The sequence below is a fragment of the Shigella sp. FC1544 genome, from assembly GCF_001722145.1.
GTDB classification, from domain to species: Bacteria; Pseudomonadota; Gammaproteobacteria; order Enterobacterales; family Enterobacteriaceae; genus Escherichia; species Escherichia coli.
This window is the reverse complement of sequence record NZ_MECT01000166.1, coordinates 1-22,570: the sequence shown is the minus strand read 5'-3', so window position 1 is coordinate 22,570 and position 22,570 is coordinate 1. Positions and strand designations below refer to the sequence as shown.

The following is a 22,570-nucleotide window of genomic DNA, read 5'->3' as shown; positions in this document are numbered from 1 at the left end:
GTTATGAGGCTTGTAAGTCAAAGGGACTTTTCCATCCCAACAGACGTGAAATATCCCTGGCGCAGGCAATGGCCTTGCCCGCCAGATAATCACGGTATTCTTCATTGATTTGTAAGCGGGTACCGACCACCGAGATCGCAGCGGTAAGCTCGTTATTGGCGTTAAACACCGGCGCAGCGACACAACGGACATCGGGGTAATCTTCGCCGTTGTCATAGCTCCAGCCCTGACGGCGAATACGCGCCAGTTCTTCGTGAAGTTGCTGTGGATGAGTAATCGTTGTGGGTGTCGCCTGCTCCCAGACCAGCCCTTCGATAATACTTTGCTGTACCGCTGCAGGTTGCCAGGCAAGCAGGCATTTACCTATTCCGGAGCGATAAAGCGAAAGGCTTTTTCCTTCATGGGAACGCACGCTGATAGTGGCTGATGACTCCACTTTTAAAATGTAATAAGCGCTGCCGTTATCAATAATCCCCAGATGACATAACAGCCCGGTGGTATCCATCAGTTGCGTCAAACGCGGTCGAGCCAGTTCCCGGAGATCCATCTTGCTTAACGCATGACCAGAAAGCTCCACCAGCCTGGTCCACAAACAAAAATTTTCCAGGTGATCAAGGCTAAGAAAACGCTGACGCCTGAGTTCATTAAGCAGCAAATAGGCCGTGCTTTTAGGGATTCCCAATGTGTCAATGATCGTCGCAGCACTACAGGGGCCAATGCGGGCAATCAAATTGAGAATATCAATAGCCCGTGTCAGGGCGGGAACTTTGCTTGATTCCAACATACTGGACTCCAGTCTTAGATACTGGAATCAGTCTCGTTGCTCAGGGGGAGTAAAATTGTGAAGCGCATCAAATCCCGCTCCTCGTCCAGCGGACTGGAGAAATTACGCACAAATTTGTGAATCAGTGCACGGATTTTTTCTTATTGAGTGCAACAGGTTGGACAAGTTTTGCCGGAGGGGGAATGTGCCGGTGCAGTAAACCGGCACAGAGTGGCGGAATCAGACAGATAAGGTCATGGACTCAATAACCTCAATCCAGCCATGCTCACTGGCGATATCCTGGCCGTTTAACCAACGGCGCAGCATATTCAGTGCCATCATTGCGCACACTTCCTGACGGATAGCCAGGCTGTAGCGCGTAGTGCTGAAACACACACGCAGAGCGAAAGTGCCGTCTGGTGTGGCTAGCGCAAAGTTGAGATGTTCGTTCTCGAAACCCGAAACAGCCAGTGCCAGCCCGGCAAAATGGTTGGCCCGCCGTTCTGTAATCCAGTGCGCAGTTTGCGCCAGGTTTTCTTCCTGTGAAGGAACCACTTCACACGCCAGCAATGGAGCACCTGCGCGAGAAAGTTGCAAAGCCAATAAACCACCGGTGAATTGCTCGCTCAACGTCAGGCTGAACTGGCGGTTTTGCAATTCGCGACTGATCTGCGCGGGCAGTCCTTCGGTGCCTTCGAAAATCACGCTCTGTCCGGCAACACGTTTAACGTCCAGCCACAGTTTTTCCATCGCCTGTTGCTCGCTTGCCGGTCCGGTGAGTTTCAGTTCGATAATCGGCATTGAAGAGCGATAGCCCATTGTTACGCCCGGCGGCAGTTGTAGAGTGTCCAGGCTTTGTGCCAGATCGCTTTCCGAACGACCAAAGGTAGTTAAACGCAGACAAACCGGCGGCTGTGGTAAAGAAAAACGCTCGCGCAGGCGCGGCAGGATTTCGTGCTCGACCATCACCTTAAATTCTGACGGTACGCCGGGAGTAAAGAACATCAGGCAACGATTAAGCTGCACGGCAAAACCACAGGCGGTGCCTACCGGGTTATTGATAAATTCAGCACTGGCAGGCAGCTCCGCTTGTTTACGGTTGCTCGGTGCCATTACTCGTCCACGTTCGTGGAAATAGCGTTCCATCTCTTTGAGCCAGGCTTCATGCAGCACCAGGCCTTCACCTTTTGCTGTCGCAGCGGCGAGTGCGCTTAAATCATCGCTGGTCGGTCCCAGCCCGCCGTTAACGATCAGCACATCGGCGTGCTGACTACGTTCGCGAAGAATGGTGACTAAGTCATCAAGGTTATCCCCCACCGTATTGCGGCGAGATAATGGCAGCCCCTGATGAAAGAAAAAATCGGCCAGCCAGGCAGCGTTAGTGTCAACGATTTGCCCGTGTAACACTTCATCCCCGGTGGATAACATTTCCACTTTTAACATGGTTATCTCCTGCTTTTGTTATCGAATCACTATAACGCAAAGGGAGATAAGGCGTAGTAAGAAACTGAATGGCGCGACAGAATGCCGCGCCGGAAGGGATCAGAAACTGGCGTTAACCCCAACATACGGGCCGTCAGCCACGGCGTTGTCGCGGTTACCATCTTTACCCGACAAATTCAGGTAGCGATAACCCGCCTCAATACTGACTGGACGCATAATGGTGTAACGCGCGCCAGCATTCGCTTCCTCATAACTTTGAATACCGCTGGAGAGTGAATCCGGAGAGTAGTAATACTCGCCAAACAAACGGAAGCTGTTGCCAATTTTCCACTGCAAACCACCTCCTACCGCTGCGGCATAACCTTCATCGCCGTAATTCGGGTTGGTGTAAACGCCTTTTCCGCCAACGGTCGCCATTAACGGCCCTAGAGGCAGATTCAACCCCAGCCCCACGCCAGCGACGTCACCGTCGTCGTCGTTATGTGTCCAGTTACCGCTTAACGCCAGGCCCGTCGATTCAGTCCCAAAACCGACACCAATATTGGTGTATTCTTTACCCGCCTGACCGCTGATGCTCATTGCATTGACCGATGCAGAAACCAACAGCATTCCGGCCAGACCTGCTAGCGCAATTTTTTTCATTATCCCCTTTCCCACAAGCAATTAATCAAAATTCCCAAAGCTGCGGGATTGTACTGCCTGGCACAGAGGATTCAATGAGCGAAAAAAGGGATCTAGTCACTTATTGTAACTAAATACTTCTTAAATAATTAAACGCCGAAAAAATAAACACACTTTACCGATACACACAAAAATAATAATAAGTGCAGTTATCATCGCAAAAGAGATTACTGTCACTTTCACATATTTCTGAGTTACCGTATTCTCATGGTTTCTTTTTATTTATAAGGAATACCCCTGTGCGACAACGGACTATTGTATGCCCTTTGATTCAAAATGATGGTGCTTATCTGCTGTGCAAAATGGCCGACGATCGCGGCGTTTTCCCCTGTCAATGGGCGCTTTCGGGTGGCGGCGTGGAGTATGGCGAACGAATTGAAGAGGCACTACGCCGCGAAATTCGCGAAGAACTGGGAGAACAGCTGCTTTTGACAGAAATCACGCCGTGGACCTTCAGCGATGATATTCGCACCAAGACGTATGCAGATGGTCGCAAGGAAGAGATTTATATGATTTACCTGATTTTTGACTGCGTTTCTGCCAACCGAGAAGTGAAAATAAACGAAGAGTTTCAGGACTACGCGTGGGTAAAACCTGAAGATCTGGTGCATTATGATTTGAATGTTGCCACCCGAAAAACGTTACGTTTGAAAGGTCTTCTTTAACAATGATGACAGCCATCACTGGCTGTCAGATTGAAAATTTAGTGGTTAACGAATTCCCCATCCAGATAAACTTTGCCTTTCTCCACATGCATGACTAAACCATCCAGATAATCAGGTTTAAATGTCGCATCACGCTTATTTTTAGCAATATATGTCAGGCAATGATTATGGGTGAAAATAACGATATTTTTATCAGGCGCTTTGCTTTGTAAGTCCTTAATTGCACTATAAATCTCATTACCGCACTGAAGAAGTCGTTTATCTACCGTCAGCTTTTTACCCGCGGAAAACCAGGTCGCCGACTGAATGGTCCGGACGGTATTACTGGAATAAAGATCGAAATCAGGGATGTCAGCGCTAAAAGCGTTGCCCAGTTCACGGGCATCCTGGGTACCTTTAACCGTAATACCTGTTTTATCTGACAAGCATTGATTGGTTGAACGATCGCAACGTTCAGCATGGCGAAACAAAACGACAACCGGGTGCTGCTGTGCCAGTCTGGCCAATGTTTTATTGTCGATACGTGGCAAACCATTGCTACTCCAGGCGGCATGAGTACCCAGTCCGGCAATTGCAGCGAGCGCCAGTAAAATGATGAAATATTTTTTTGACTTCAATGATGAGCGGCAAAAAGCTAACACGTAAACTCCACCTATAGACAAGCGCAACCTGACAATTACCGTGAAATTGAGCGACATTTCTGGCGATAATTAGCAGTTGGTGTAATATTAAAAATCCTACGATGTCGGCAAAATGCCTCAAAATTTTGCCAAATGCAAAGCCTAAATAAGAAAAAATATAAAAACTTCAATATTTACGTCTAATATTAGTTTCTTAAGGTTAAGTTAATATTCTATCCTTAAATTTTCGCTCCAAATGGCAAAATATACACAACACTCTTTATAGCAAATATAAGTGGACAGGTATTCAATGGCGGAAGGAAAAGCAATGTCAGAATTTTTGCCTTTTTCGCGACCAGCAATGGGCGTGGAGGAACTCGCTGCAGTTAAAGAGGTTCTCGAATCCGGTTGGATCACAACCGGTCCGAAGAATCAGGCGCTTGAGCAAGCCTTTTGCCAGTTGACGGGAAATCAGCATGCCATCGCGGTCAGTTCAGCCACCGCCGGAATGCATATCACGCTAATGGCGTTGGAAATTGGCAAGGGCGATGAAGTGATTACGCCTTCCCTGACCTGGGTTTCAACCCTCAATATGATTTCCTTGTTGGGTGCAACGCCGGTAATGGTGGATGTCGACCGCGATACGCTGATGGTCACGCCTGAAGCGATCGAGTCAGCCATTACGCCACGCACTAAAGCCATCATTCCGGTGCATTATGCCGGTGCGCCAGCAGATATTGACGCCATTCGCGCCATTGGCGAACGTTACGGCATCGCAGTTATCGAAGATGCTGCCCATGCCGTCGGTACGTATTACAAAGGGCGACATATTGGCGCAAAATGTACCGCTATTTTTTCATTTCATGCCATTAAAAATATTACCTGTGCGGAAGGTGGCCTGATTGTAACTGATAATGAAAACCTTGCCCGCCAGCTACGGATGCTGAAATTTCACGGCCTGGGTGTCGATGCCTATGACAGACAAACCTGGGGCCGTGCACCGCAGGCTGAAGTCTTAACACCGGGCTATAAGTACAATCTGACCGATATTAACGCCGCGATTGCCCTGACACAGTTAGCAAAATTAGAGCACCTCAACACCCGTCGGCGCGAAATTGCCCAGCAATATCAGCAAGCACTGGCAGCTCTCCCCTTTCAGCCATTAAGCCTTCCCGCCTGGCCGCACGTTCACGCCTGGCATCTGTTTATTATTCGTGTCGATGAACAACGTTGTGGTATCAGTCGCGATGCGTTGATGGAAGCGTTAAAAGAAAGAGGCATTGGTACCGGGTTACATTTCCGCGCCGCTCACACACAAAAATATTATCGCGAGCGTTTTCCCACGCTGTCGTTACCGAATACCGAATGGAATAGCGAACGCATCTGTTCTTTGCCGCTGTTCCCGGATATGACTACCGCAGATGCCGACCGTGTCATCACAGCCCTTCAGCAACTCGCAGGACAATAAGCCATGTTTGAAATCCACCCTGTTAAGAAAGTCTCGGTGGTTATTCCCGTTTATAACGAGCAGGAAAGCTTACCGGAATTAATCAGGCGCACCACCACAGCCTGTGAATCGTTGGGGAAAGAGTATGAGATCCTGCTGATTGATGACGGCAGTAGCGATAATTCCGCGCATATGCTGGTCGAAGCCTCACAAGCGGAGAACAGCCATATTGTGTCTATTTTGCTTAACCGCAATTACAGGCAACATTCAGCGATTATGGCGGGATTCAGTCACGTTACTGGCGACTTAATTATTACCCTTGATGCCGATCTCCAGAATCCGCCAGAAGAAATCCCCCGCCTAGTGGCAAAAGCCGATGAAGGTTACGACGTGGTAGGGACTGTACGCCAGAACCGCCAGGACAGCTGGTTTCGTAAAACAGCTTCGAAGATGATTAACCGGCTTATTCAGCGCACCACCGGCAAAGCGATGGGTGACTACGGTTGTATGCTGCGCGCCTATCGCCGTCATATTGTCGATGCGATGTTGCACTGCCATGAACGTAGCACCTTTATCCCGATTCTGGCGAATATCTTCGCCCGCCGTGCCATTGAAATTCCAGTACATCATGCCGAGCGTGAGTTTGGTGAATCCAAATACAGTTTTATGCGCCTGATTAATTTGATGTACGACCTGGTGACCTGCCTTACCACAACGCCGCTACGTATGCTGAGTCTGCTCGGCAGCATTATTGCGATTGGAGATTTTAGCATTGCGGTGCTGCTGGTGATTTTACGCCTGACCTTCGGACCACAATGGGCGGCAGAAGGCGTCTTTATGCTATTTGCCGTGCTGTTTACTTTTATTGGCGCTCAGTTTATCGGCATGGGATTACTCGGTGAATATATCGGCAGGATCTACACCGATGTCCGCGCCCGCCCCCGCTATTTTGTTCAGCAAGTTATCCGTCCATCCAGCAAGGAAAATGAATAATGAAAACCGTCGTTTTTGCCTACCACGATATGGGATGCCTCGGTATTGAAGCTCTGCTGGCTGCCGGTTACGAAATTAGCGCCATTTTTACCCATACCGATAATCCCGGTGAAAAAGCCTTTTATGGTTCGGTGGCTCATCTGGCGGCGGAAAGAGGCATTCCGGTTTATGCGCCGGATAACGTTAATCATCCGCTGTGGGTGGAACGCATTGCCCAACTGTCACCAGAGGTGATTTTCTCTTTTTATTATCGCCATCTTATTTGCGACGAGATTTTGCAGCTCGCTCCCGCAGGTGCATTTAATCTGCACGGTTCGCTGTTACCAAAATATCGTGGTCGCGCGCCGCTGAACTGGGTGCTGGTGAACGGTGAAACGGAAACGGGCGTTACATTGCACCGAATGGTAAAACGTGCCGATGCTGGGGCCATTGTGGCGCAACTGCGCGTTGCCATTGCGCCAGACGATATCGCTATTACGCTGCATCATAAATTGTGCCATGCCGCGCGCCAGCTACTGGAACAGACATTACCCGCCATTAAACACGGTAATATTCTGGAAATCGCCCAGCGCGAAAACGAAGCCACCTGTTTTGGTCGCAGAACGCCGGATGACAGTTTCCTTGAATGACATAAACCGGCATCCGTACTGCACAACATGGTACGTGCCGTTGCCGATCCGTGGCCGGGTGCCTTCAGCTATGTTGGCAATCAGAAATTCACCGTCTGGTCGTCGCGTGTTCATCCTCATGCCAGCAAAGCACAGCCGGGGAGCGTGATTTCTATTGCACCGCTGTTGATTGCCTGTGGCGATGGCGCGCTGGAAATCGTCACCGGACAGGCGGGCGACGGCATTACTATGCAGGGCTCGCAATTAGCGCAGACGCTGGGCCTGGTGCAAGGTTCACGCTTGAATAGCCAGCCTGCCTGCACCGCCCGACGCCGTACCCGGGTACTCATCCTCGGGGTGAATGGCTTTATTGGCAACCATCTGACAGAACGCCTGCTGCGCGAAGATCATTATGAAGTTTACGGTCTGGATATTGGCAGCGATGCGATAAGCCGTTTTCTGAATCATCCGCATTTTCACTTTGTTGAAGGCGATATCAGTATTCATTCCGAATGGATTGAGTATCATGTCAAAAAATGTGATGTCGTCTTGCCGCTGGTGGCGATAGCCACGCCGATTGAATATACCCGCAACCCGCTGCGCGTATTTGAACTCGATTTTGAAGAGAATCTGCGCATTATCCGCTACTGCGTGAAGTACCGTAAGCGAATCATCTTCCCGTCAACTTCAGAAGTTTATGGGATGTGTAGCGATAAATACTTCGATGAGGACCATTCTAATTTAATCGTCGGCCCGGTGAATAAACCACGCTGGATTTATTCGGTATCAAAACAATTACTTGATCGGGTGATCTGGGCCTATGGCGAAAAAGAGGGTTTACAGTTCACCCTCTTCCGCCCGTTTAACTGGATGGGACCACGACTGGATAACCTTAATGCGGCACGAATCGGCAGCTCCCGCGCTATTACGCAACTCATTCTCAATCTGGTAGAAGGTTCACCGATTAAGCTGATTGATGGCGGAAAACAAAAACGCTGCTTTACTGATATTCGCGATGGTATCGAGGCGTTATACCGCATTATCGAAAATGCGGGAAATCGCTGCGACGGTGAAATTATCAACATTGGCAATCCTGAGAACGAAGCGAGAATTGAGGAACTGGGCGAGATGCTGCTGGCGAGCTTCGAAAAACATCCGCTGCGCCATCATTTCCCACCGTTTGCGGGCTTTCGCGTTGTCGAAAGTAGCAGCTACTACGGCAAAGGATATCAGGACGTAGAGCATCGTAAACCGAGCATCCGCAATGCCCACCGCTGCCTGGACTGGGAGCCGAAAATTGATATGCAGGAAACCATCGACGAAACGCTGGATTTCTTCCTGCGCACCGTTGATCTTACGGATAAACCATCATGACCAAAGTAGGCTTACGCATTGATGTCGATACCTTTCGTGGCACCCGTGAAGGCGTGCCGCGTCTGCTGGAAATCTTGAGTAAGCATAATATTCAGGCCAGCATTTTTTTCAGCGTCGGCCCGGACAATATGGGCCGCCATCTCTGGCGACTGGTGAAGCCACAGTTTTTGTGGAAGATGCTGCGCTCAAACGCGGCATCGCTTTATGGCTGGGATATTTTACTGGCAGGTACGGCCTGGCCAGGTAAAGAGATTGGTCATGCCAATGCCGATATCATTCGTGAAGCGGCTAAACATCACGAAGTCGGCCTGCACGCCTGGGATCACCATGCCTGGCAAGCCCGTAGCGGTAACTGGGATCGGCAAACAATGATCGACGATATTGCACGCGGTCTTCGCACTCTGGAAGAGATTATCGGTCAACCGGTAACCTGTTCTGCCGCTGCGGGCTGGCGTGCCGACCAGAAGGTGATCGAAGCAAAAGAAGCGTTCCATTTGCGCTACAACAGCGATTGTCGTGGGGCCATGCCGTTCCGTCCATTGCTCGAATCAGGAAACCCTGGCACTGCGCAAATTCCGGTGACCTTACCCACCTGGGATGAAGTGATTGGTCGGGATGTGAAAACAGAAGATTTTAACGGTTGGTTACTCAACCGCATCCTGCGAGATAAAGGCACGCCGGTTTATACCATTCATGCAGAAGTTGAAGGCTGCGATTATCAGCATAATTTTGTGGATCTCCTCAAACGCGCAGCTCAGGAAGGCGTGACATTTTGCCCTTTAAGCGAACTGTTATCAGAGACGTTGCCGCTCGGACAAGTTGTTCGCGGAAATATTGCCGGACGTGAAGGCTGGCTGGGTTGCCAACAAATTGCGGATAGTCGCTGATGAAATCGGTACGTTACCTTATCGGCCTCTTCGCGTTTATTGCCTGCTATTACCTGTTACCGATCAGCACGCGTCTGCTCTGGCAACCCGATGAAACGCGTTATGCGGAAATCAGTCGAGAAATGCTGGCATCCGGCGACTGGATTGTGCCCCATCTGTTAGGGCTACGTTATTTCGAAAAACCCATTGCCGGATACTGGATTAACAGCATTGGGCAATGGCTATTTGGCGCGAATAACTTTGGTGTGCGGGCAGGCGTTATCTTTGCGACCCTGTTAACTGCCGCGCTGGTGACCTGGTTTACTCTGCGCTTATGGCGCGATAAACGTCTGGCTCTACTCGCCACAGTAATTTATCTCTCATTGTTTATTGTCTATGCCATCGGCACTTATGCCGTGCTCGATCCGTTTATTGCATTCTGGCTGGTGGCGGGAATGTGCAGCTTCTGGCTGGCAATGCAGGCACAGACGTGGAAAGGCAAAAGCGCAGGATTTTTACTGCTGGGAATCACCTGCGGCATGGGGGTGATGACCAAAGGTTTTCTCGCCCTTGCCGTGCCGGTATTAAGCGTGCTGCCATGGGTAGCGACGCAAAAACGCTGGAAAGATCTCTTTATTTACGGCTGGCTGGCGGTTATCAGTTGCGTACTGACGGTTCTCCCTTGGGGACTGGCGATAGCGCAGCGGGAGCCTGACTTCTGGCACTATTTTTTCTGGGTTGAGCATATTCAACGCTTTGCACTGGATGATGCCCAACATAGAGCTCCGTTCTGGTACTACGTGCCGGTCATCATTGCCGGTAGCCTGCCGTGGCTGGGATTACTCCCCGGTGCACTGTACACAGGCTGGAAAAACCGCAAGCATTCCGCAACCGTCTATTTTTTGAGCTGGACGATAATGCCGCTGCTGTTTTTCTCCGTCGCTAAAGGTAAATTGCCCACCTATATTCTTTCCTGCTTTGCATCTCTGGCAATGCTGATGGCGCATTACGCTTTGCTGGCAGCAAAAAATAATCCTCTGGCGCTGCGGATTAATGGCTGGATTAACATCGCTTTTGGCGTCACTGGCATTATTGCCACATTTGTGGTCTCCCCGTGGGGACCAATGAACACGCCGGTGTGGCAAACCTTCGAGAGCTATAAAGTCTTTTGTGCCTGGTCGATTTTTTCGCTATGGGCATTTTTCGGCTGGTACACCTTAACAAACGTCGAAAAGACCTGGTCTTTCGCCGCGCTTTGCCCGCTGGGGCTGGCGTTGCTGGTAGGATTTTCAATTCCTGACAGAGTCATGGAAGGAAAACATCCGCAATTTTTTGTCGAGATAACACAAGAATCACTTCAACCAAGCCGCTATATTCTTACTGATAGCGTCGGTGTTGCCGCAGGTCTGGCATGGAGCCTGCAACGCGATGACATCATCATGTATCGCCAGACAGGTGAGTTGAAATACGGCCTTAATTATCCGGATGCGAAAGGGAGATTTGTCAGCGGTGATGAGTTCGCAAACTGGCTTAATCAACATCGTCAGGAGGGGATTATTACACTCATGCTTTCGGTTGACCGCGATGAAGATATCAACAGTCTCGCCATTCCGCCCGCAGATGCCATCGATCGTCAGGAGCGTCTGGTGCTGATTCAGTATCGTCCCAAATGATCTGGCTAACATTAGTCTTTGCCAGCTTGCTTAGCGTTGCCGGGCAGTTGTGTCAGAAACAGGCAACCTGCTTTGTGGCGATAAACAAACGGCGCAAACATATCGTGCTGTGGCTGGGACTGGCGCTGGCTTGTCTTGGTCTTGCCATGGTGCTCTGGCTGCTGGTCTTGCAGAACGTACCGGTAGGCATTGCCTACCCGATGTTAAGTCTGAATTTTGTCTGGGTGACGCTGGCTGCAGTAAAACTGTGGCACGAACCGGTATCGCCGCGTCACTGGTGTGGGGTGGCGTTCATTATTGGTGGCATTGTGATCCTCGGGAGTACGGTGTAATGGGCCTGATATGGGGATTATTCAGCGTCATTATTGCCTCAGTTGCGCAATTAAGCCTGGGTTTTGCGGCAAGTCATCTGCCGCCGATGACGCACTTATGGGATTTTATCGCGGCTCTGTTAGCTTTTGGCCTGGATGCCCGGATACTGTTACTCGGGCTGCTGGGTTATCTGCTTTCCGTTTTTTGTTGGTATAAAACGCTACATAAACTTGCGCTAAGCAAAGCCTATGCCTTGCTCAGTATGAGTTATGTGCTGGTATGGATTGCTTCAATGGTACTTCCCGGCTGGGAAGGGACTTTTTCGCTGAAAGCACTACTGGGAGTAGCCTGTATTATGAGCGGGTTGATGCTGATTTTCCTGCCCACGACAAAACAACGTTACTGAGTTTTCCCTGCCGCTGTACACTGCCGTTCCCACTCATCGGGGCTATAACTGCTTGCCGAGAGGACTTTCACCGTATGCAGCTTTTCACGATTAATACAATAAAGCGCATTCTGCAAAGGAGAGAGTAAATCCCCCACTTTCACGGCGAAGTCACTCTTCACTTCGGCGATCATTTTTATCGCGCCGCCAGCATCGCAGAGCATAAGTACATGTCTGTTATCTTGTTTATTGCAGCACGATTTTTTGACCAGCCATTCCATTGCATTATCCTGTTTGCTAAGAGTTTTCACATCAATTTACAGATTAACAGATAAACTCTTTATCAACGGCAATGGAATGGCAGAAATGAGAAGTGAAACGGAGGGTTAATTATTGCTGACGTTGCACCCACTCTTTTAGCGCCTGACGTGAAATTTTAATACCGCCGTTTTTCAGCTCCGGCGGTAAAGTCAGCCAGCGCACCGGTTGTTGAAAACGAGCCAGCTTATCTTTCACCCATTCGCCAAGATCAACGGTTTGCTGGTCATACTCCACCACCGCTACCGGCCGATGACCAAACTCCTTGTCGGCAACGGGAACGATAAACACCTGCAAAACCGCAGGATGTGCAGCAATAACACGCTCGACTTCTTCCGGCTGAATACCCTCACCGCCACTGAATAACAGATTGTCTAAACGTCCGACAATGGTCAGCTTGCCATTATGCATCTCACCGCGATCGCGCGTAGCGTACCAGCCTTCGTCATTAACCAGTGAAACCAGTTGCCCGTTACGCCAGTAACCTTCTGCCATACTGGCAGCCCGCAGCCACACTTCATTATTAACGATTTTCACTTCCCGACCCGGCAGCGGCGAACCAACATCTGCCAGGCCGTCGGCTTCTTTCGCACATACCGTGGAGGCAAACTCGGTCAGACCATAGCCGCAAAAGCAACGAATCCCCTGCTCGCGCGCCTGTTCCGTCAACTCGACCGGGATAGCCGCGCCGCCAAGTAACACCGCTTTCAGGGAAACGGAACTGCGGTTAACCAGCAAACGCCAGAGTTGTGTTGGCACCAGTGAAGCGTGAGTACAGCCTGCCAGCATTTGCTCCAATGGCTGTTTATCACGCACCGTCATCCGCGCACCAGCGTATAACCAGCGCCACATAATTCCCTGACCGGAGACGTGAAACAGCGGTAAAGAGAGCAACCAGTCATCGTGATCGCCAAACGGAATCAGCGATAACACACCTTGCGCACTGGCAAGATGGGCCTGATAAGTATGGACAGCGGCTTTCGGTAAACCGGTGGAGCCGGAGGTCAATGTCATTGAACAAAGACGTGTTGGTTGCCACAGAGCTGAATGTGTGCCTTCAACCATCTGAATATGCAGTGAAGTTAACGCCGGGAAAGTATTTTCTCCTTCCAGCACCAGCGCATATTGCAGTGTAAGATTTGGCAGTAATTCCTCAAGCAACGGTTGCGGAAGCTGTGGATTTACGGGCAGCACCCGCGCCCCGCATTGCAGTAACGCCAGCCAGGCGAGCAGCGTTTGCGGCGTATTCCACGCCCGCAACATCACGCCGCTGCCCTCAACCACACCCTGCGCCGCAAAGCCCGTAGCTAACTCATCGACGCGAGCACAAAGCTCGCGCCAGTTGAGTTGCTCGTCATTAAGACGTAAGGCGATGGCTTCTCCCCGCACTTGCCGCCAGTGACGCCACGGCCAGTCAGAGAAGATCATAACAACCGCTCCAGTGCATCAACTTCCACGACAGGCAGCGTGCTACCCGGCCAGCGACGTACCTGCTGCGCCTGCATCAGATCCAGCGTGTCCAGCCCTGGAATGGTGTCCGGCGTTAACCAGGCGGCAATCCGCGCCAGTTGCGTTAAGCCTAAGCTCGACTCAATAGAAGAACTGATCACCGCCGTCAGCCTCAACGCGTGCGCCGCCTGTACCTGCTCGCGTACTTTTTCCAGACTGCCCGTGAGCGTGGGTTTGATAACTACCGCGCGCACGCCCTCTTCAGCCACAAAGGCAAAATCCGGCTCGCGCAGGCTTTCATCCCAGGCAATGGCAATGCCGGTTTCACGGGCAAACGCTCGCGAATCATCGCGGGTTTTGCACGGCTCTTCGAGAAACGCGATGCGGTGGCGATAATCCGGGTTAACATATTTGGCAAACTGCTGACCTTTCAGCGGTGTCCAGGCGCGATTTGCGTCAAGACGCAAATGCAGATCCGGAATTGCCTCCAGCAACAGATTAACCACCATGCCGTCGCGCACGGCTTCGTACAATCCCACTTTGACCTTCGCCACTTTCTCGCCTGGCATATCAGCAAGTTTGAGGATCAGATCGTCAGGATCGCCATTACACAGTGGTGCCGCACGGTAATTGGCCGCCTGCGGGAGCGTATCTGCCAGCTCCGCCAATGCACAGCTTACGCCAAAGGCAACGGAAGGCATCTGCGGTAGCTCGCAATCGCCTGCCAGCCAGTTATTTACCCAGGCAAGCAGCACGCTTTGCGCCTCTTCCCAGGTTTCCTGGCTGAAGCCCGGCAGTGGGGAGATCTCCCCCCACCCTTCGCGCTCGCCCTCACGCAGGCAAACGTACAGCCCGTCGCGGGTTTTTAACCGCCTGTCGCGCAGAACCACCCCCGCGTCCATGGGGATCTGCCAGCGGTATACCTGCGCGCTACGCATTACGGATTCCGTTTAAATTTGCTGAAATCAGGCTGACGTTTCTGGTTGAAAGCGTTGCGACCTTCCTGACCTTCTTCCGTCATGTAGAACAGCATGGTGGCGTTGCCCGCCAACTCCTGCAGCCCCGCCTGCCCGTCACAGTCGGCGTTCAGTGCAGCTTTCAGGCAGCGCAGCGCCATCGGACTGTTTTGCAGCATTTCGCGGCACCAGCGAACGGTCTCTTTTTCCAGATCCGCCAGCGGTACCACGGTGTTGACAAGGCCCATATCCAGCGCCTGTTTCGCGTCGTACTGACGGCACAGGAACCAGATTTCCCGCGCTTTTTTCTGTCCGACGATGCGAGCCATGTAGGAAGCGCCCCAGCCGCCGTCGAAGGAACCGACTTTCGGGCCAGTCTGACCGAAGATGGCATTATCTGCCGCGATAGTCAGGTCGCACATCATGTGCAGAACGTGACCGCCGCCGATGGAGTAGCCAGCCACCATCGCGACAACCGGTTTCGGACAGGTACGGATCTGACGCTGGAAGTCCAGCACGTTCAGGTGATGTACGCCGGAATCATCTTTATAGCCGCCGTAATCACCACGCACTTTCTGGTCACCGCCGGAGCAGAACGCTTTATCACCTGCGCCAGTCAGAATGATCACGCCGACGTTGTCGTCATAACGCGCATCTGCCAGTGCCTGGATCATCTCTTTTACCGTCAGAGGACGGAAGGCATTGCGCACCTGCGGACGATTAATGGTGATTTTTGCGATACCATCGGTGGATTTTTCATAACGAATGTCCTCGAAACCTTCGGAGCAGTCGTGCCATTCAACCGGTGCGTAAAGCATTGCTTCATCAGGATAAATCATATTGTGTCCTTTAGTCAGAAACGCAAGATCTGCGCCAGACTTGCGATTACGCCAGCGGGATTTTCCCGATGCGCGTTATGTCCGGCGCGAGGAATGACATGGCAGTCGGCAGCCAGTTCCGCCGCCAGGGCGCGGAATTTGCTGTCACGTTCACCACATAAATAATAAAACGCAAATGTGCGGGCGCTAAGGTTAGCACGTAAATCAGGCTGGACGGCGAGAGAAGTCGCCTCCAGCATGGCGGCAAGGGTTGCGCCATTATTGTTGCTGCGCAGCGCCACCAGCTCCCGGCGTTGATCGTCATTGAGCGAGGCAAAAACAGGCTGTTGATACCAGTCGGCAAATACCGCCGTTAACGGTTCTGTGCGAAAACGCTGCGCCCATTGGCGATCGGAACGCTGACGTTCCGCACGTTGTTCAGCATTTTGCAGCCCCGGATGCCCGCCTTCGACAATAACCCCACAAAGCCCCGCCAGCCCCTGGCAAGCCACCATCATCGCCACCCGTCCGCCAAGCGAGTACCCCACCAGCCAGAAGTCAAGGATGTTGTAACTAACCAAGGTTTTACGCAGTAAGTCGGTGACATCATCAAATCCATCGACGCTAATCGCCGCCGAACCACCATGACCTGGGAGATCAACATACAACCGTGAGTAGTCGGCAAACGCCTCGCCCACTTCTTGCCATTCGTGGCAATCGCCGGAAAAACCGTGCAAAAACACCAGCCAGGGTAAACCTGGTTTTCCGTGTTTTGCCTGCGCGTGCAGGATCATAAATGGCTTACCTGCGCCAGAAGTTGCTGGAGCGTTTGCGCACCATCGGTGTCGTTAACCACCATTTCAATCACCGTGGTGGTTGGCGTGCGCCAGGCGTCGGCAAATGCCGTTTCAAGTTCCTGCCAGTTTTGCGGACGATGATATTTCAGCTCGAACATCGCGGCGGCGTGCTCAAAATGGACGTTTTGCGGCATCAGATAGAAACGCTCACGCTCGCTTTGCGGCGTTGGCAACAGCGAGAAAATTTGCCCGCCGTTGTTGTTCACCACAATTAATACCAGCGGCGCAGAAACCTGACGCAATAACGCCAGCGCGTTGAGATCGTAAAGTGCGGAGAGATCGCCCACAATCGCCAGCGTCGGTTTGCCGCTTGCCCGCTGAACGCCTGCGGTGGTCGAAAGCAGTCCGTCGATACCGCTGGCCCCTCGGTTGCTGTACACCGGGTAACCTGCCGGAAGTTGCGAAAGCGCATCAATCAGACGTACCACCAGGCTGTTACCGACAAACAATTGCCCCTGTTCAGGCAGATAGTCGCTGATGCGATGCGCCAGTTGCGCTTCGCCAAACGCATCGCGACGGGCAATAACCGCCTGCATTGCCTGTTCCGCCAGGCGCGGGATTTCAACGCACCAGGGCTGGCGTTTTTCTGCCGGATGCAGCTCCAGCCAGTCGGCAATATTGGCAATTAAGCGGCGTCCACGATGGTGCGCCGGATCAAGCCGCCCTTCGATGTCATCCACAATCCAGTACTCTTCGGGTTCACAGCTTGCCTGCCATTGCAGGAGCCGTTTGCCCGTCAGGCTGCTTCCCAGTTGCACCACAATTTGCGCCTGCTGCAGCTCGCTGGTCGCTTTGGCATTGCCTAACCAAAGATCGGCACACGGCAGCGGCTGCCCGGTTTGTGACAGCACATCGCCAATCAGCGGCCAGCCAAGAGTTTGCGCCCACAGGGCAACTTTTTTGCCCTCTTCCGCACTCATGCGCCCGGCAACCACCACGCCGCGCTTTTGTCGCCAGAAGAACCAGTCGCGCTGTTTTTCACTTTCCAGACTAGGCGCTTCACGCAGCCACGGTTTGTCGTCCTGCCACCAGTCACCCAGACGCTGTTGCCAGCTAAGCCCGGTATCGTCCATTTCGCCATACAGCGGTTCAGCAAACGGGCAGTTGATATGGACTCCCCCCGCATGAAGCGTACCGAGAGCGTGGTCGATGGTAGAAACCAGCCAACGTGCGGGGATATCCTGGGTCGGGCGCGGCAATGAAATACTGTGCGTGGGGTGAGAGGCGAACATTCCCGGCTGGCGAATTGCCTGATTCGCGCCGCAGTCAATTAGCTCCGGCGGGCGATCGGCGGTTAAGAGAATCAGTTTTTCTCCGGTTAACCCGGCTTCAATCAGTGCCGGATAGAGATTTGCCACCGCCGTGCCGGAGGTCACAATCACCGCCACCGGCTGCTTGCTGACTTTCGCCAGCCCCAGCGCCAGATGCCCCAACCCACGCTCATCGAAATGGGTGTGGTGAATGAATGCGGAATTCTCCGCCGCCGCTAACGTTAACGGTGTAGAACGCGAGCCTGGGGCGATACAGATGTGTCTGACGCCGTGACGCGTTAATGCTTCCAGAATGACCGCCGCCCAGCGTCGGTTAAATGCGCTTACTGACATGAGTTTGTCCGGTATCAATATTGCGGCTAAGTATAAGGAGCTACAAAAATAGATTATTGATATGAATCGGTAATGATGCGACTCATTACTATTCCATTTGTAATAAAGTACGCAACCCTGCCGCTTTGTTGTCGATTTCCTGCCACTCTTGCTCGGGGTCGGAACCACGGACAATGCCCGCGCCAGCATATAATCGCACGACATTGCCGCTAATTTTTGCTGAGCGCAGGGAAACGCAGAATTCGCTTTGTTGTAATGAGAGATAGCCCGCAGAACCGGCGTACCATTCTCGGGTGAACGGTTCGTGACAGGCGATAAACTGTCGCGCCAGATCGCGCGGTAAGCCAGCAACTGCTGCCGTTGGCTGCAACTGATGTAAACAGATCACATCATCCGCTTTGTTGAGTGAAGTCCAGATACAGCGGCGAAGATGCTGCACTTTACGCAGACGCAGTACCTGCGGCGGTAAAACATCCAGCGTCTGGGTATCGGCCTGTAATCGTTGGCAGATATCTTCCACCACCAGCATGTTCTCGCGCTGGTTTTTATCATCCGCCATCAGCCACTCTTCTAACTGCTGCGCCTGCTTATCATCAGGATGATTTGCTACTGTTCCCGCCAGCGCTTCAGTACGCAGCGCTTTGTCACGCCGCCGCCATAACCGTTCCGGTGAAGAGCCAAGAAAAGCATTTTCGCCATCAAAGGCCATGTAAAAATGGTAGCAATTCAGATTCAGTCGACGACTGGCAGCCATCATCGCCGCCGCGTTGACCGGACTTGCGAAATGCAGGTCAGTTGCCCGAGCGAGCACCACTTTGTCGAGCTCACCTTCGGCGATGGTTTTCGTTGCCAGTTCGATTAATTGCGTCCAGCCCGTTTTGTCCGGCCAGTGTTGTTCTCGCGTGGTGGTTAAATGTAACCCAGGCAAGGGCTTGATACTCACCAGTGTGGCGATAAATTCTTTTGCCTGAATCGCATCGTGCTGAAGGGAGCTTTCGCTGAATAGCGTCAGCCGCAGCGTGGCTTTACCGCCACAGCGTCGCCATTCCAGGCGGGGTAAAAGTAAATTGCCCTGCGACGGGTCAAAAGCATTCAGCCCCCAAATGCGTAAGTCGGCGTGTTCCGGGTGCTGGCGAAGAAAACGTTGTGCCTGGTCCAACGACGTAAAACGGGTAATCGCGCCCAGGACGGCAGCTTCTTCATCACCATTACGTTGTTGCCAGTAGAATTGCGGGTACGTTTGCTGACTGGCCAGCCAGCTCAAGGCATCAAAAGCGTCTTTGAGAGGGAAAGGAATATCGATAACCCGAATGCCGGGTGTCGCCGGAATCTCTTGCGACAAATGGCGCAGTAGATTTTCCAGCGCCGTAGTAAGTGATTGCACGCGGACCTCTCCCTGTTAAAAGCCTCACATTATACGGGGTACTACAAAAAAAATGCAGTACCCCGGTGTAGGGAGGTTTTAACGGCGTGCCAGCAACAGTCCTAGTACCAGCCCAACGGCCGCGCCCACACCAATTCCTTGCCAAGGTTTTTCGTGGACGTAGTCATCAGCACGATAAACAGCCTGCTTCGCCCGATAGTAATAACTGTCTGAAACCTGGCTAACCCGTTTTTTCACATCATCCAGCGCTTTTTCTGCACGCGCTTTCAGCTCAACATATTTCTGATCAGCGGGATCGCCAGAGGAGCGGAGCACCTCTTCCAGTGTTTCACTAAGCAGCGTCAGGTCGTCATCGATACGTGTATCACCAAACTGATTAGACATTCTCGTTCTCCATTTGCGTAAAACCTGTCACTAACTATAGACAAGGGTTGTTGATTACGCCTGAATTACCTCGCGTGCCATCCCAATGTGTGGGATACCATCTTCTTCATAGACCTCCGTCACAGGGATAAAACCGAAACTCTGGTAGAAGTTTTGCAGATGCGCCTGCGCCCCGAGGTAAACAGGCTTATCAGGCCAGTGATGCGTGCAGGTGTCGAGGGTTTTACTCATCAGTTGCTGCCCCACTTTTTCGCCACGCAACGCTTCACTGACAATCACCCGACCAATAACGACCGGCTCAAGATCATCATCACTTTTCAGAATCCTCGCATATGCCACCAGTTCATCATTTTTCCAACCGAGAATATGGCGATTATCCCCCGTCAAATCATCACCATCGATATCCTGATAAGGGCAATTCTGCTCGACAACAAACACCGCGCAACGCAGTTGTAATAAGGCATAAAGCTGGGAAACCGATAATTCAGAGTGATGCAGATCTTGCCATTCAATCATAATGCTCTCCTTTTAGATGTATGCCTTATACTAGCCAGAATATTTTTTGAAACGTGATGAACTCATGGAATTAATTTTTTTAGGTACTTCAGCCGGTGTGCCAACCCGCACGCGCAATGTCACGGCAATATTGCTTAACCTGCAACATCCGACCCAGAGCGGACTTTGGTTGTTTGACTGCGGTGAAGGCACCCAGCATCAGCTACTGCATACCGCCTTTAACCCTGGAAAACTGGACAAGATTTTTATCAGTCACCTTCATGGCGATCATCTTTTTGGTTTACCCGGCTTGCTGTGCAGTCGTTCTATGTCAGGCATTATCCAACCCTTAACGATTTATGGTCCGCAAGGTATCCGTGAATTTGTGGAAACCGCGCTGCGGATTAGCGGCTCATGGACCGATTATCCGCTGGAAATTGTCGAAATTGGCGCTGGCGAAATTCTCGATGATGGCCTGCGCAAAGTAACCGCTTATCCGCTGGAACACCCACTGGAATGTTATGGCTATCGTATTGAAGAACATGATAAACCGGGTGCATTAAATGCCCAGGCATTAAAAGCTGCTGGCGTGCCGCCTGGCCCACTGTTTCAGGAATTAAAAGCGGGCAAAACAATCACGCTGGAAGATGGAAGGCAGATTAACGGCGCAGATTACTTAGCTGCTCCAGTGCCAGGTAAAGCGCTCGCTATTTTCGGCGATACCGGCCCCTGCGATGCCGCACTTGACCTGGCTAAAGGTGTCGATGTCATGGTGCACGAAGCGACGCTGGATATAACCATGGAAGCCAAAGCCAATAGTCGCGGCCATAGCTCTACACGCCAGGCTGCGACACTAGCCCGTGAGGCTGGAGTCGGTAAGCTAATCATTACCCACGTCAGCTCGCGCTATGATGACAAAGGTTGTCAGCACCTGTTACGTGAATGCAGGTCAATTTTCCCGGCGACTGAACTAGCGAATGATTTCACCGTGTTTAACGTTTAACTCTGCTTATTATTAAAAACAGGGCGAAACTTGCCCTGTTATCGCAACCCGCGCTACATATATCCACCCACACGGGCATATTGAGCGATTTTTGATATTTATTCATCTCCTTACGCACTATATTCAGAGCAATAAGTTGCCTCTTTTTATCTTCATTCAGCACAACCTTTGCAACTAAAAGGAGCCCATGATGGTTACAGTTGTCAGCAATTATTGTCAATTATCTCAAACCCAACTCAGTCAGACATTTGCAGAAAAATTTACTGTGACCGAGGAATTACTGCAGTCTTTAAAAAAAACAGCGTTATCCGGAGATGAAGAAAGTATTGAGTTACTGCATAATATTGCGTTAGGTTATGATGAATTTGGAAAAAAAGCTGAAGATATTCTTTACCATATTGTTAGAAACCCAACAAATGAGACCCTATCGATTATCCGACTTATTAAAAATGCCTGTTTAAAATTATATAATTTGGCACATACCGCAACCAACTTCCACCTTAAACCAACTGGTCCTGATAATTCAGATGTTCTCCTGTTCAAAAAGCTATTCTCCCCTTCGAAATTAATGACAATTATCGGTGATGAAATTCCTCTTATATCTGAAAAACAGTCGCTTTCAAAGGTGCTTTTAAATGATGAGAATAATGAACTGAGTGATGGTACAAACTTCTGGGATAAAAATCGTCAATTAACCACAGATGAAATAGCTTGCTATCTTCAGAAGATCGCCGCTAATGCAAAAAATACTCAAGTCAATTATCTTACTGGTCTCTACGTCCCCTACTCCACCAGAACTCACCTGGAAGACGCTCTCAATGAAAATATTAAGAGCGATCCATCATGGCCGAATGAAGTCCAGTTATTCCCCATAAATACTGGCGGACACTGGATATTAGTTTCGCTACAGAAAATAGTAAATAAAAAAAATAATAAACTACAAATAAAATGTGTCATATTCAACTCATTGCGTGCACTAGGCCATGATAAAGAAAATTCACTTAAGCGTGTCATTAATAGTTTTAATTCTGAACTCATGGGAGAAATGTCGAATAATAATATAAAAGTTCATTTAAATGAACCAGAGATAATATTTTTACATGCCGATCTTCAGCAATACTTAAGCCAAAGTTGCGGTGCGTTTGTGTGCATGGCAGCCCAAGAAGTGATTGAACAAAGGGAAAGCAATTCTGACAGCGCCCCCTATACGTTATTAAAAAACTATGCTGACAGATTTAAAAAATATTCAGCAGAAGAGCAGTACAAAATTGATTTTCAACATCGACTGGTAAACAGGAATTGTTATTTAGATAAATATGGCGATGCAGGTAATGACTCCAACTTACTGATAGTGTTTTATGTTCAGATAATGCCCGATGACCTTGTCATGCAGCTCCACCGATTTTGAGAACGACAGTGACTTCCGTCCCAGCCTTGCCAGATGTTGTCTCAGATTCAGATTATGTCGCTCA

22 protein-coding genes and 2 pseudogenes are annotated in these 22,570 nt (G+C 50.8%); 10 read left to right on the top strand and 14 right to left on the bottom strand.

Going from position 1 to position 22,570, the window contains the following annotated elements; genetic code table 11:
* Position 1 precedes the first annotated feature (1 nt).
* The 3 genes from BGK49_RS10450 to BGK49_RS10440 all read right to left on the bottom strand — a co-directional run bounded on the left by BGK49_RS10450 (position 2) and on the right by BGK49_RS10440 (position 2,848).
* On the bottom strand, positions 2 to 784 hold the full coding sequence (locus BGK49_RS10450) for an IclR family transcriptional regulator (protein ID WP_000894177.1): 783 nt from the start codon (positions 782 to 784) through the stop codon (positions 2 to 4).
* A gap of 219 nt (positions 785 to 1,003) precedes the next feature.
* The gene (locus tag BGK49_RS10445; RefSeq protein ID WP_000921617.1) at positions 1,004 to 2,206 is read right to left on the bottom strand and encodes a nicotinamide mononucleotide deamidase-related protein YfaY; all 1,203 of its coding nucleotides are present in this window, start codon (positions 2,204 to 2,206) and stop codon (positions 1,004 to 1,006) included.
* 99 nt (positions 2,207 to 2,305) lie between these two features.
* Positions 2,306 to 2,848, bottom strand: coding sequence for a YfaZ family outer membrane protein (locus BGK49_RS10440; RefSeq protein WP_000717009.1), 543 nt, complete (start codon positions 2,846 to 2,848; stop codon positions 2,306 to 2,308).
* 278 nt (positions 2,849 to 3,126) lie between these two features.
* On the opposite strand from BGK49_RS10440, the gene nudI reads away from it, so the two are divergent.
* The gene (nudI, locus tag BGK49_RS10435; RefSeq protein ID WP_032335756.1) at positions 3,127 to 3,552 is read left to right on the top strand and encodes a nucleoside triphosphatase NudI; all 426 of its coding nucleotides are present in this window, start codon (positions 3,127 to 3,129) and stop codon (positions 3,550 to 3,552) included.
* A gap of 38 nt (positions 3,553 to 3,590) precedes the next feature.
* Here nudI and ais read toward each other — a convergent pair whose 3' ends face one another.
* Positions 3,591 to 4,193, bottom strand: a complete 603-nt coding sequence (gene ais / locus BGK49_RS10430) for a lipopolysaccharide core heptose(II)-phosphate phosphatase Ais (RefSeq protein ID WP_001297077.1) — start codon at positions 4,191 to 4,193, stop codon at positions 3,591 to 3,593.
* 307 nt (positions 4,194 to 4,500) lie between these two features.
* Between ais and arnB the strand changes: the two genes are divergently transcribed.
* The 7 genes and pseudogenes from arnB to arnF all read left to right on the top strand — a co-directional run bounded on the left by arnB (position 4,501) and on the right by arnF (position 11,851).
* Positions 4,501 to 5,640, top strand: a complete 1,140-nt coding sequence (arnB, locus tag BGK49_RS10425) for a UDP-4-amino-4-deoxy-L-arabinose aminotransferase (RefSeq protein ID WP_005043265.1) — start codon at positions 4,501 to 4,503, stop codon at positions 5,638 to 5,640.
* A 3-nt stretch (positions 5,641 to 5,643) separates the two neighbouring features.
* Complete coding sequence (gene arnC / locus BGK49_RS10420; protein WP_000461666.1) at positions 5,644 to 6,612, top strand: undecaprenyl-phosphate 4-deoxy-4-formamido-L-arabinose transferase; 969 nt, start codon at positions 5,644 to 5,646, stop codon at positions 6,610 to 6,612.
* Positions 6,612 to 8,594 (top strand): annotated as a pseudogene (gene arnA, locus BGK49_RS10415) (bifunctional UDP-4-amino-4-deoxy-L-arabinose formyltransferase/UDP-glucuronic acid oxidase ArnA). The gene arnC and the pseudogene arnA overlap by 1 nt, the downstream one beginning before the upstream one ends.
* Positions 8,591 to 9,481, top strand: coding sequence for a 4-deoxy-4-formamido-L-arabinose-phosphoundecaprenol deformylase (arnD, locus tag BGK49_RS10410; RefSeq protein ID WP_000169732.1), 891 nt, complete (start codon positions 8,591 to 8,593; stop codon positions 9,479 to 9,481). The pseudogene arnA and the gene arnD overlap by 4 nt, the downstream one beginning before the upstream one ends.
* Positions 9,481 to 11,133, top strand: coding sequence for a lipid IV(A) 4-amino-4-deoxy-L-arabinosyltransferase (gene arnT, locus BGK49_RS10405; protein ID WP_000844041.1), 1,653 nt, complete (start codon positions 9,481 to 9,483; stop codon positions 11,131 to 11,133). Before arnD ends, arnT begins: the two co-directional genes overlap by 1 nt.
* Positions 11,130 to 11,465 (top strand): 4-amino-4-deoxy-L-arabinose-phosphoundecaprenol flippase subunit ArnE, encoded by a 336-nt coding sequence (gene arnE / locus BGK49_RS10400; RefSeq protein WP_000638031.1) that lies wholly within the window; start codon positions 11,130 to 11,132, stop codon positions 11,463 to 11,465. Before arnT ends, arnE begins: the two co-directional genes overlap by 4 nt.
* Positions 11,465 to 11,851 carry a 4-amino-4-deoxy-L-arabinose-phosphoundecaprenol flippase subunit ArnF gene (arnF, locus tag BGK49_RS10395; protein WP_000523005.1) on the top strand — a complete coding sequence of 129 codons (387 nt, stop codon included), beginning with the start codon at positions 11,465 to 11,467 and terminating at the stop codon, positions 11,849 to 11,851. Before arnE ends, arnF begins: the two co-directional genes overlap by 1 nt.
* On the opposite strand, the gene pmrD is transcribed toward arnF, so the two are convergent.
* The 9 genes from pmrD to BGK49_RS10350 all read right to left on the bottom strand — a co-directional run bounded on the left by pmrD (position 11,845) and on the right by BGK49_RS10350 (position 20,116).
* Positions 11,845 to 12,111: a signal transduction protein PmrD gene (gene pmrD / locus BGK49_RS10390; protein WP_001297080.1), complete on the bottom strand. Its 267-nt coding sequence runs from the start codon at positions 12,109 to 12,111 to the stop codon at positions 11,845 to 11,847. The genes arnF and pmrD overlap by 7 nt on opposite strands.
* Before the next feature lie 109 nt (positions 12,112 to 12,220).
* Positions 12,221 to 13,576: an o-succinylbenzoate--CoA ligase gene (gene menE / locus BGK49_RS10385; RefSeq protein ID WP_000577613.1), complete on the bottom strand. Its 1,356-nt coding sequence runs from the start codon at positions 13,574 to 13,576 to the stop codon at positions 12,221 to 12,223.
* Positions 13,573 to 14,535, bottom strand: a complete 963-nt coding sequence (gene menC, locus BGK49_RS10380) for an o-succinylbenzoate synthase (protein WP_001255610.1) — start codon at positions 14,533 to 14,535, stop codon at positions 13,573 to 13,575. Before menC ends, menE begins: the two co-directional genes overlap by 4 nt.
* Positions 14,535 to 15,392 (bottom strand): 1,4-dihydroxy-2-naphthoyl-CoA synthase, encoded by an 858-nt coding sequence (menB, locus tag BGK49_RS10375; RefSeq protein WP_000640002.1) that lies wholly within the window; start codon positions 15,390 to 15,392, stop codon positions 14,535 to 14,537. The genes menC and menB overlap by 1 nt, the downstream gene beginning before the upstream one ends.
* 14 nt (positions 15,393 to 15,406) lie before the next feature.
* Entirely contained in the window at positions 15,407 to 16,165 is a 759-nt protein-coding gene (gene menH / locus BGK49_RS10370) for a 2-succinyl-6-hydroxy-2,4-cyclohexadiene-1-carboxylate synthase (RefSeq protein WP_000600506.1), read from the bottom strand.
* The gene (gene menD / locus BGK49_RS10365; protein WP_005043255.1) at positions 16,162 to 17,832 is read right to left on the bottom strand and encodes a 2-succinyl-5-enolpyruvyl-6-hydroxy-3-cyclohexene-1-carboxylic-acid synthase; all 1,671 of its coding nucleotides are present in this window, start codon (positions 17,830 to 17,832) and stop codon (positions 16,162 to 16,164) included. The genes menH and menD overlap by 4 nt, the downstream gene beginning before the upstream one ends.
* Before the next feature lie 88 nt (positions 17,833 to 17,920).
* On the bottom strand, positions 17,921 to 19,216 hold the full coding sequence (menF, locus tag BGK49_RS10360; RefSeq protein ID WP_001191393.1) for an isochorismate synthase MenF: 1,296 nt from the start codon (positions 19,214 to 19,216) through the stop codon (positions 17,921 to 17,923).
* 78 nt (positions 19,217 to 19,294) lie between these two features.
* Complete coding sequence (gene elaB, locus BGK49_RS10355; protein ID WP_000070624.1) at positions 19,295 to 19,600, bottom strand: stress response protein ElaB; 306 nt, start codon at positions 19,598 to 19,600, stop codon at positions 19,295 to 19,297.
* Between the two features lie 54 nt (positions 19,601 to 19,654).
* Entirely contained in the window at positions 19,655 to 20,116 is a 462-nt protein-coding gene (locus BGK49_RS10350; RefSeq protein WP_000574088.1) for a GNAT family N-acetyltransferase, read from the bottom strand.
* A 64-nt stretch (positions 20,117 to 20,180) separates the two neighbouring features.
* On the opposite strand from BGK49_RS10350, the gene rbn reads away from it, so the two are divergent.
* Positions 20,181 to 21,098: a ribonuclease BN gene (gene rbn, locus BGK49_RS10345; protein WP_001300687.1), complete on the top strand. Its 918-nt coding sequence runs from the start codon at positions 20,181 to 20,183 to the stop codon at positions 21,096 to 21,098.
* 187 nt (positions 21,099 to 21,285) lie between these two features.
* A pseudogene (locus BGK49_RS10340) lies at positions 21,286 to 22,425 on the top strand (ElaD/SseL family deubiquitinase); the annotation flags it as partial.
* Between the two features lie 15 nt (positions 22,426 to 22,440).
* On the opposite strand, the gene BGK49_RS26350 reads toward BGK49_RS10340, so the two are convergent.
* The coding region (locus tag BGK49_RS26350) for an IS1 family transposase (protein ID WP_001554957.1) at positions 22,441 to 22,570 on the bottom strand (130 nt) is incomplete at its 5' end.

What these genes read in the sequence shown, in the direction of transcription:
- BGK49_RS10450 (WP_000894177.1), bottom strand. Translation starts at nt 784, where the DNA reads ATGTTGGAATCAAGCAAAGTTCCCGCCCTGACACGGGCTATTGATATT.
- BGK49_RS10445 (WP_000921617.1), bottom strand. Translation starts at nt 2,206, where the DNA reads ATGTTAAAAGTGGAAATGTTATCCACCGGGGATGAAGTGTTACACGGG.
- BGK49_RS10440 (WP_000717009.1), bottom strand. Translation starts at nt 2,848, where the DNA reads ATGAAAAAAATTGCGCTAGCAGGTCTGGCCGGAATGCTGTTGGTTTCT.
- arnB (WP_005043265.1), top strand. Translation starts at nt 4,501, where the DNA reads ATGTCAGAATTTTTGCCTTTTTCGCGACCAGCAATGGGCGTGGAGGAA.
- arnC (WP_000461666.1), top strand. Translation starts at nt 5,644, where the DNA reads ATGTTTGAAATCCACCCTGTTAAGAAAGTCTCGGTGGTTATTCCCGTT.
- arnD (WP_000169732.1), top strand. Translation starts at nt 8,591, where the DNA reads ATGACCAAAGTAGGCTTACGCATTGATGTCGATACCTTTCGTGGCACC.
- arnT (WP_000844041.1), top strand. Translation starts at nt 9,481, where the DNA reads ATGAAATCGGTACGTTACCTTATCGGCCTCTTCGCGTTTATTGCCTGC.
- arnE (WP_000638031.1), top strand. Translation starts at nt 11,130, where the DNA reads ATGATCTGGCTAACATTAGTCTTTGCCAGCTTGCTTAGCGTTGCCGGG.
- arnF (WP_000523005.1), top strand. Translation starts at nt 11,465, where the DNA reads ATGGGCCTGATATGGGGATTATTCAGCGTCATTATTGCCTCAGTTGCG.
- pmrD (WP_001297080.1), bottom strand. Translation starts at nt 12,111, where the DNA reads ATGGAATGGCTGGTCAAAAAATCGTGCTGCAATAAACAAGATAACAGA.
- menE (WP_000577613.1), bottom strand. Translation starts at nt 13,576, where the DNA reads ATGATCTTCTCTGACTGGCCGTGGCGTCACTGGCGGCAAGTGCGGGGA.
- menC (WP_001255610.1), bottom strand. Translation starts at nt 14,535, where the DNA reads ATGCGTAGCGCGCAGGTATACCGCTGGCAGATCCCCATGGACGCGGGG.
- menB (WP_000640002.1), bottom strand. Translation starts at nt 15,392, where the DNA reads ATGATTTATCCTGATGAAGCAATGCTTTACGCACCGGTTGAATGGCAC.
- menH (WP_000600506.1), bottom strand. Translation starts at nt 16,165, where the DNA reads ATGATCCTGCACGCGCAGGCAAAACACGGAAAACCAGGTTTACCCTGG.
- menD (WP_005043255.1), bottom strand. Translation starts at nt 17,832, where the DNA reads ATGTCAGTAAGCGCATTTAACCGACGCTGGGCGGCGGTCATTCTGGAA.
- elaB (WP_000070624.1), bottom strand. Translation starts at nt 19,600, where the DNA reads ATGTCTAATCAGTTTGGTGATACACGTATCGATGACGACCTGACGCTG.
- BGK49_RS10350 (WP_000574088.1), bottom strand. Translation starts at nt 20,116, where the DNA reads ATGATTGAATGGCAAGATCTGCATCACTCTGAATTATCGGTTTCCCAG.
- rbn (WP_001300687.1), top strand. Translation starts at nt 20,181, where the DNA reads ATGGAATTAATTTTTTTAGGTACTTCAGCCGGTGTGCCAACCCGCACG.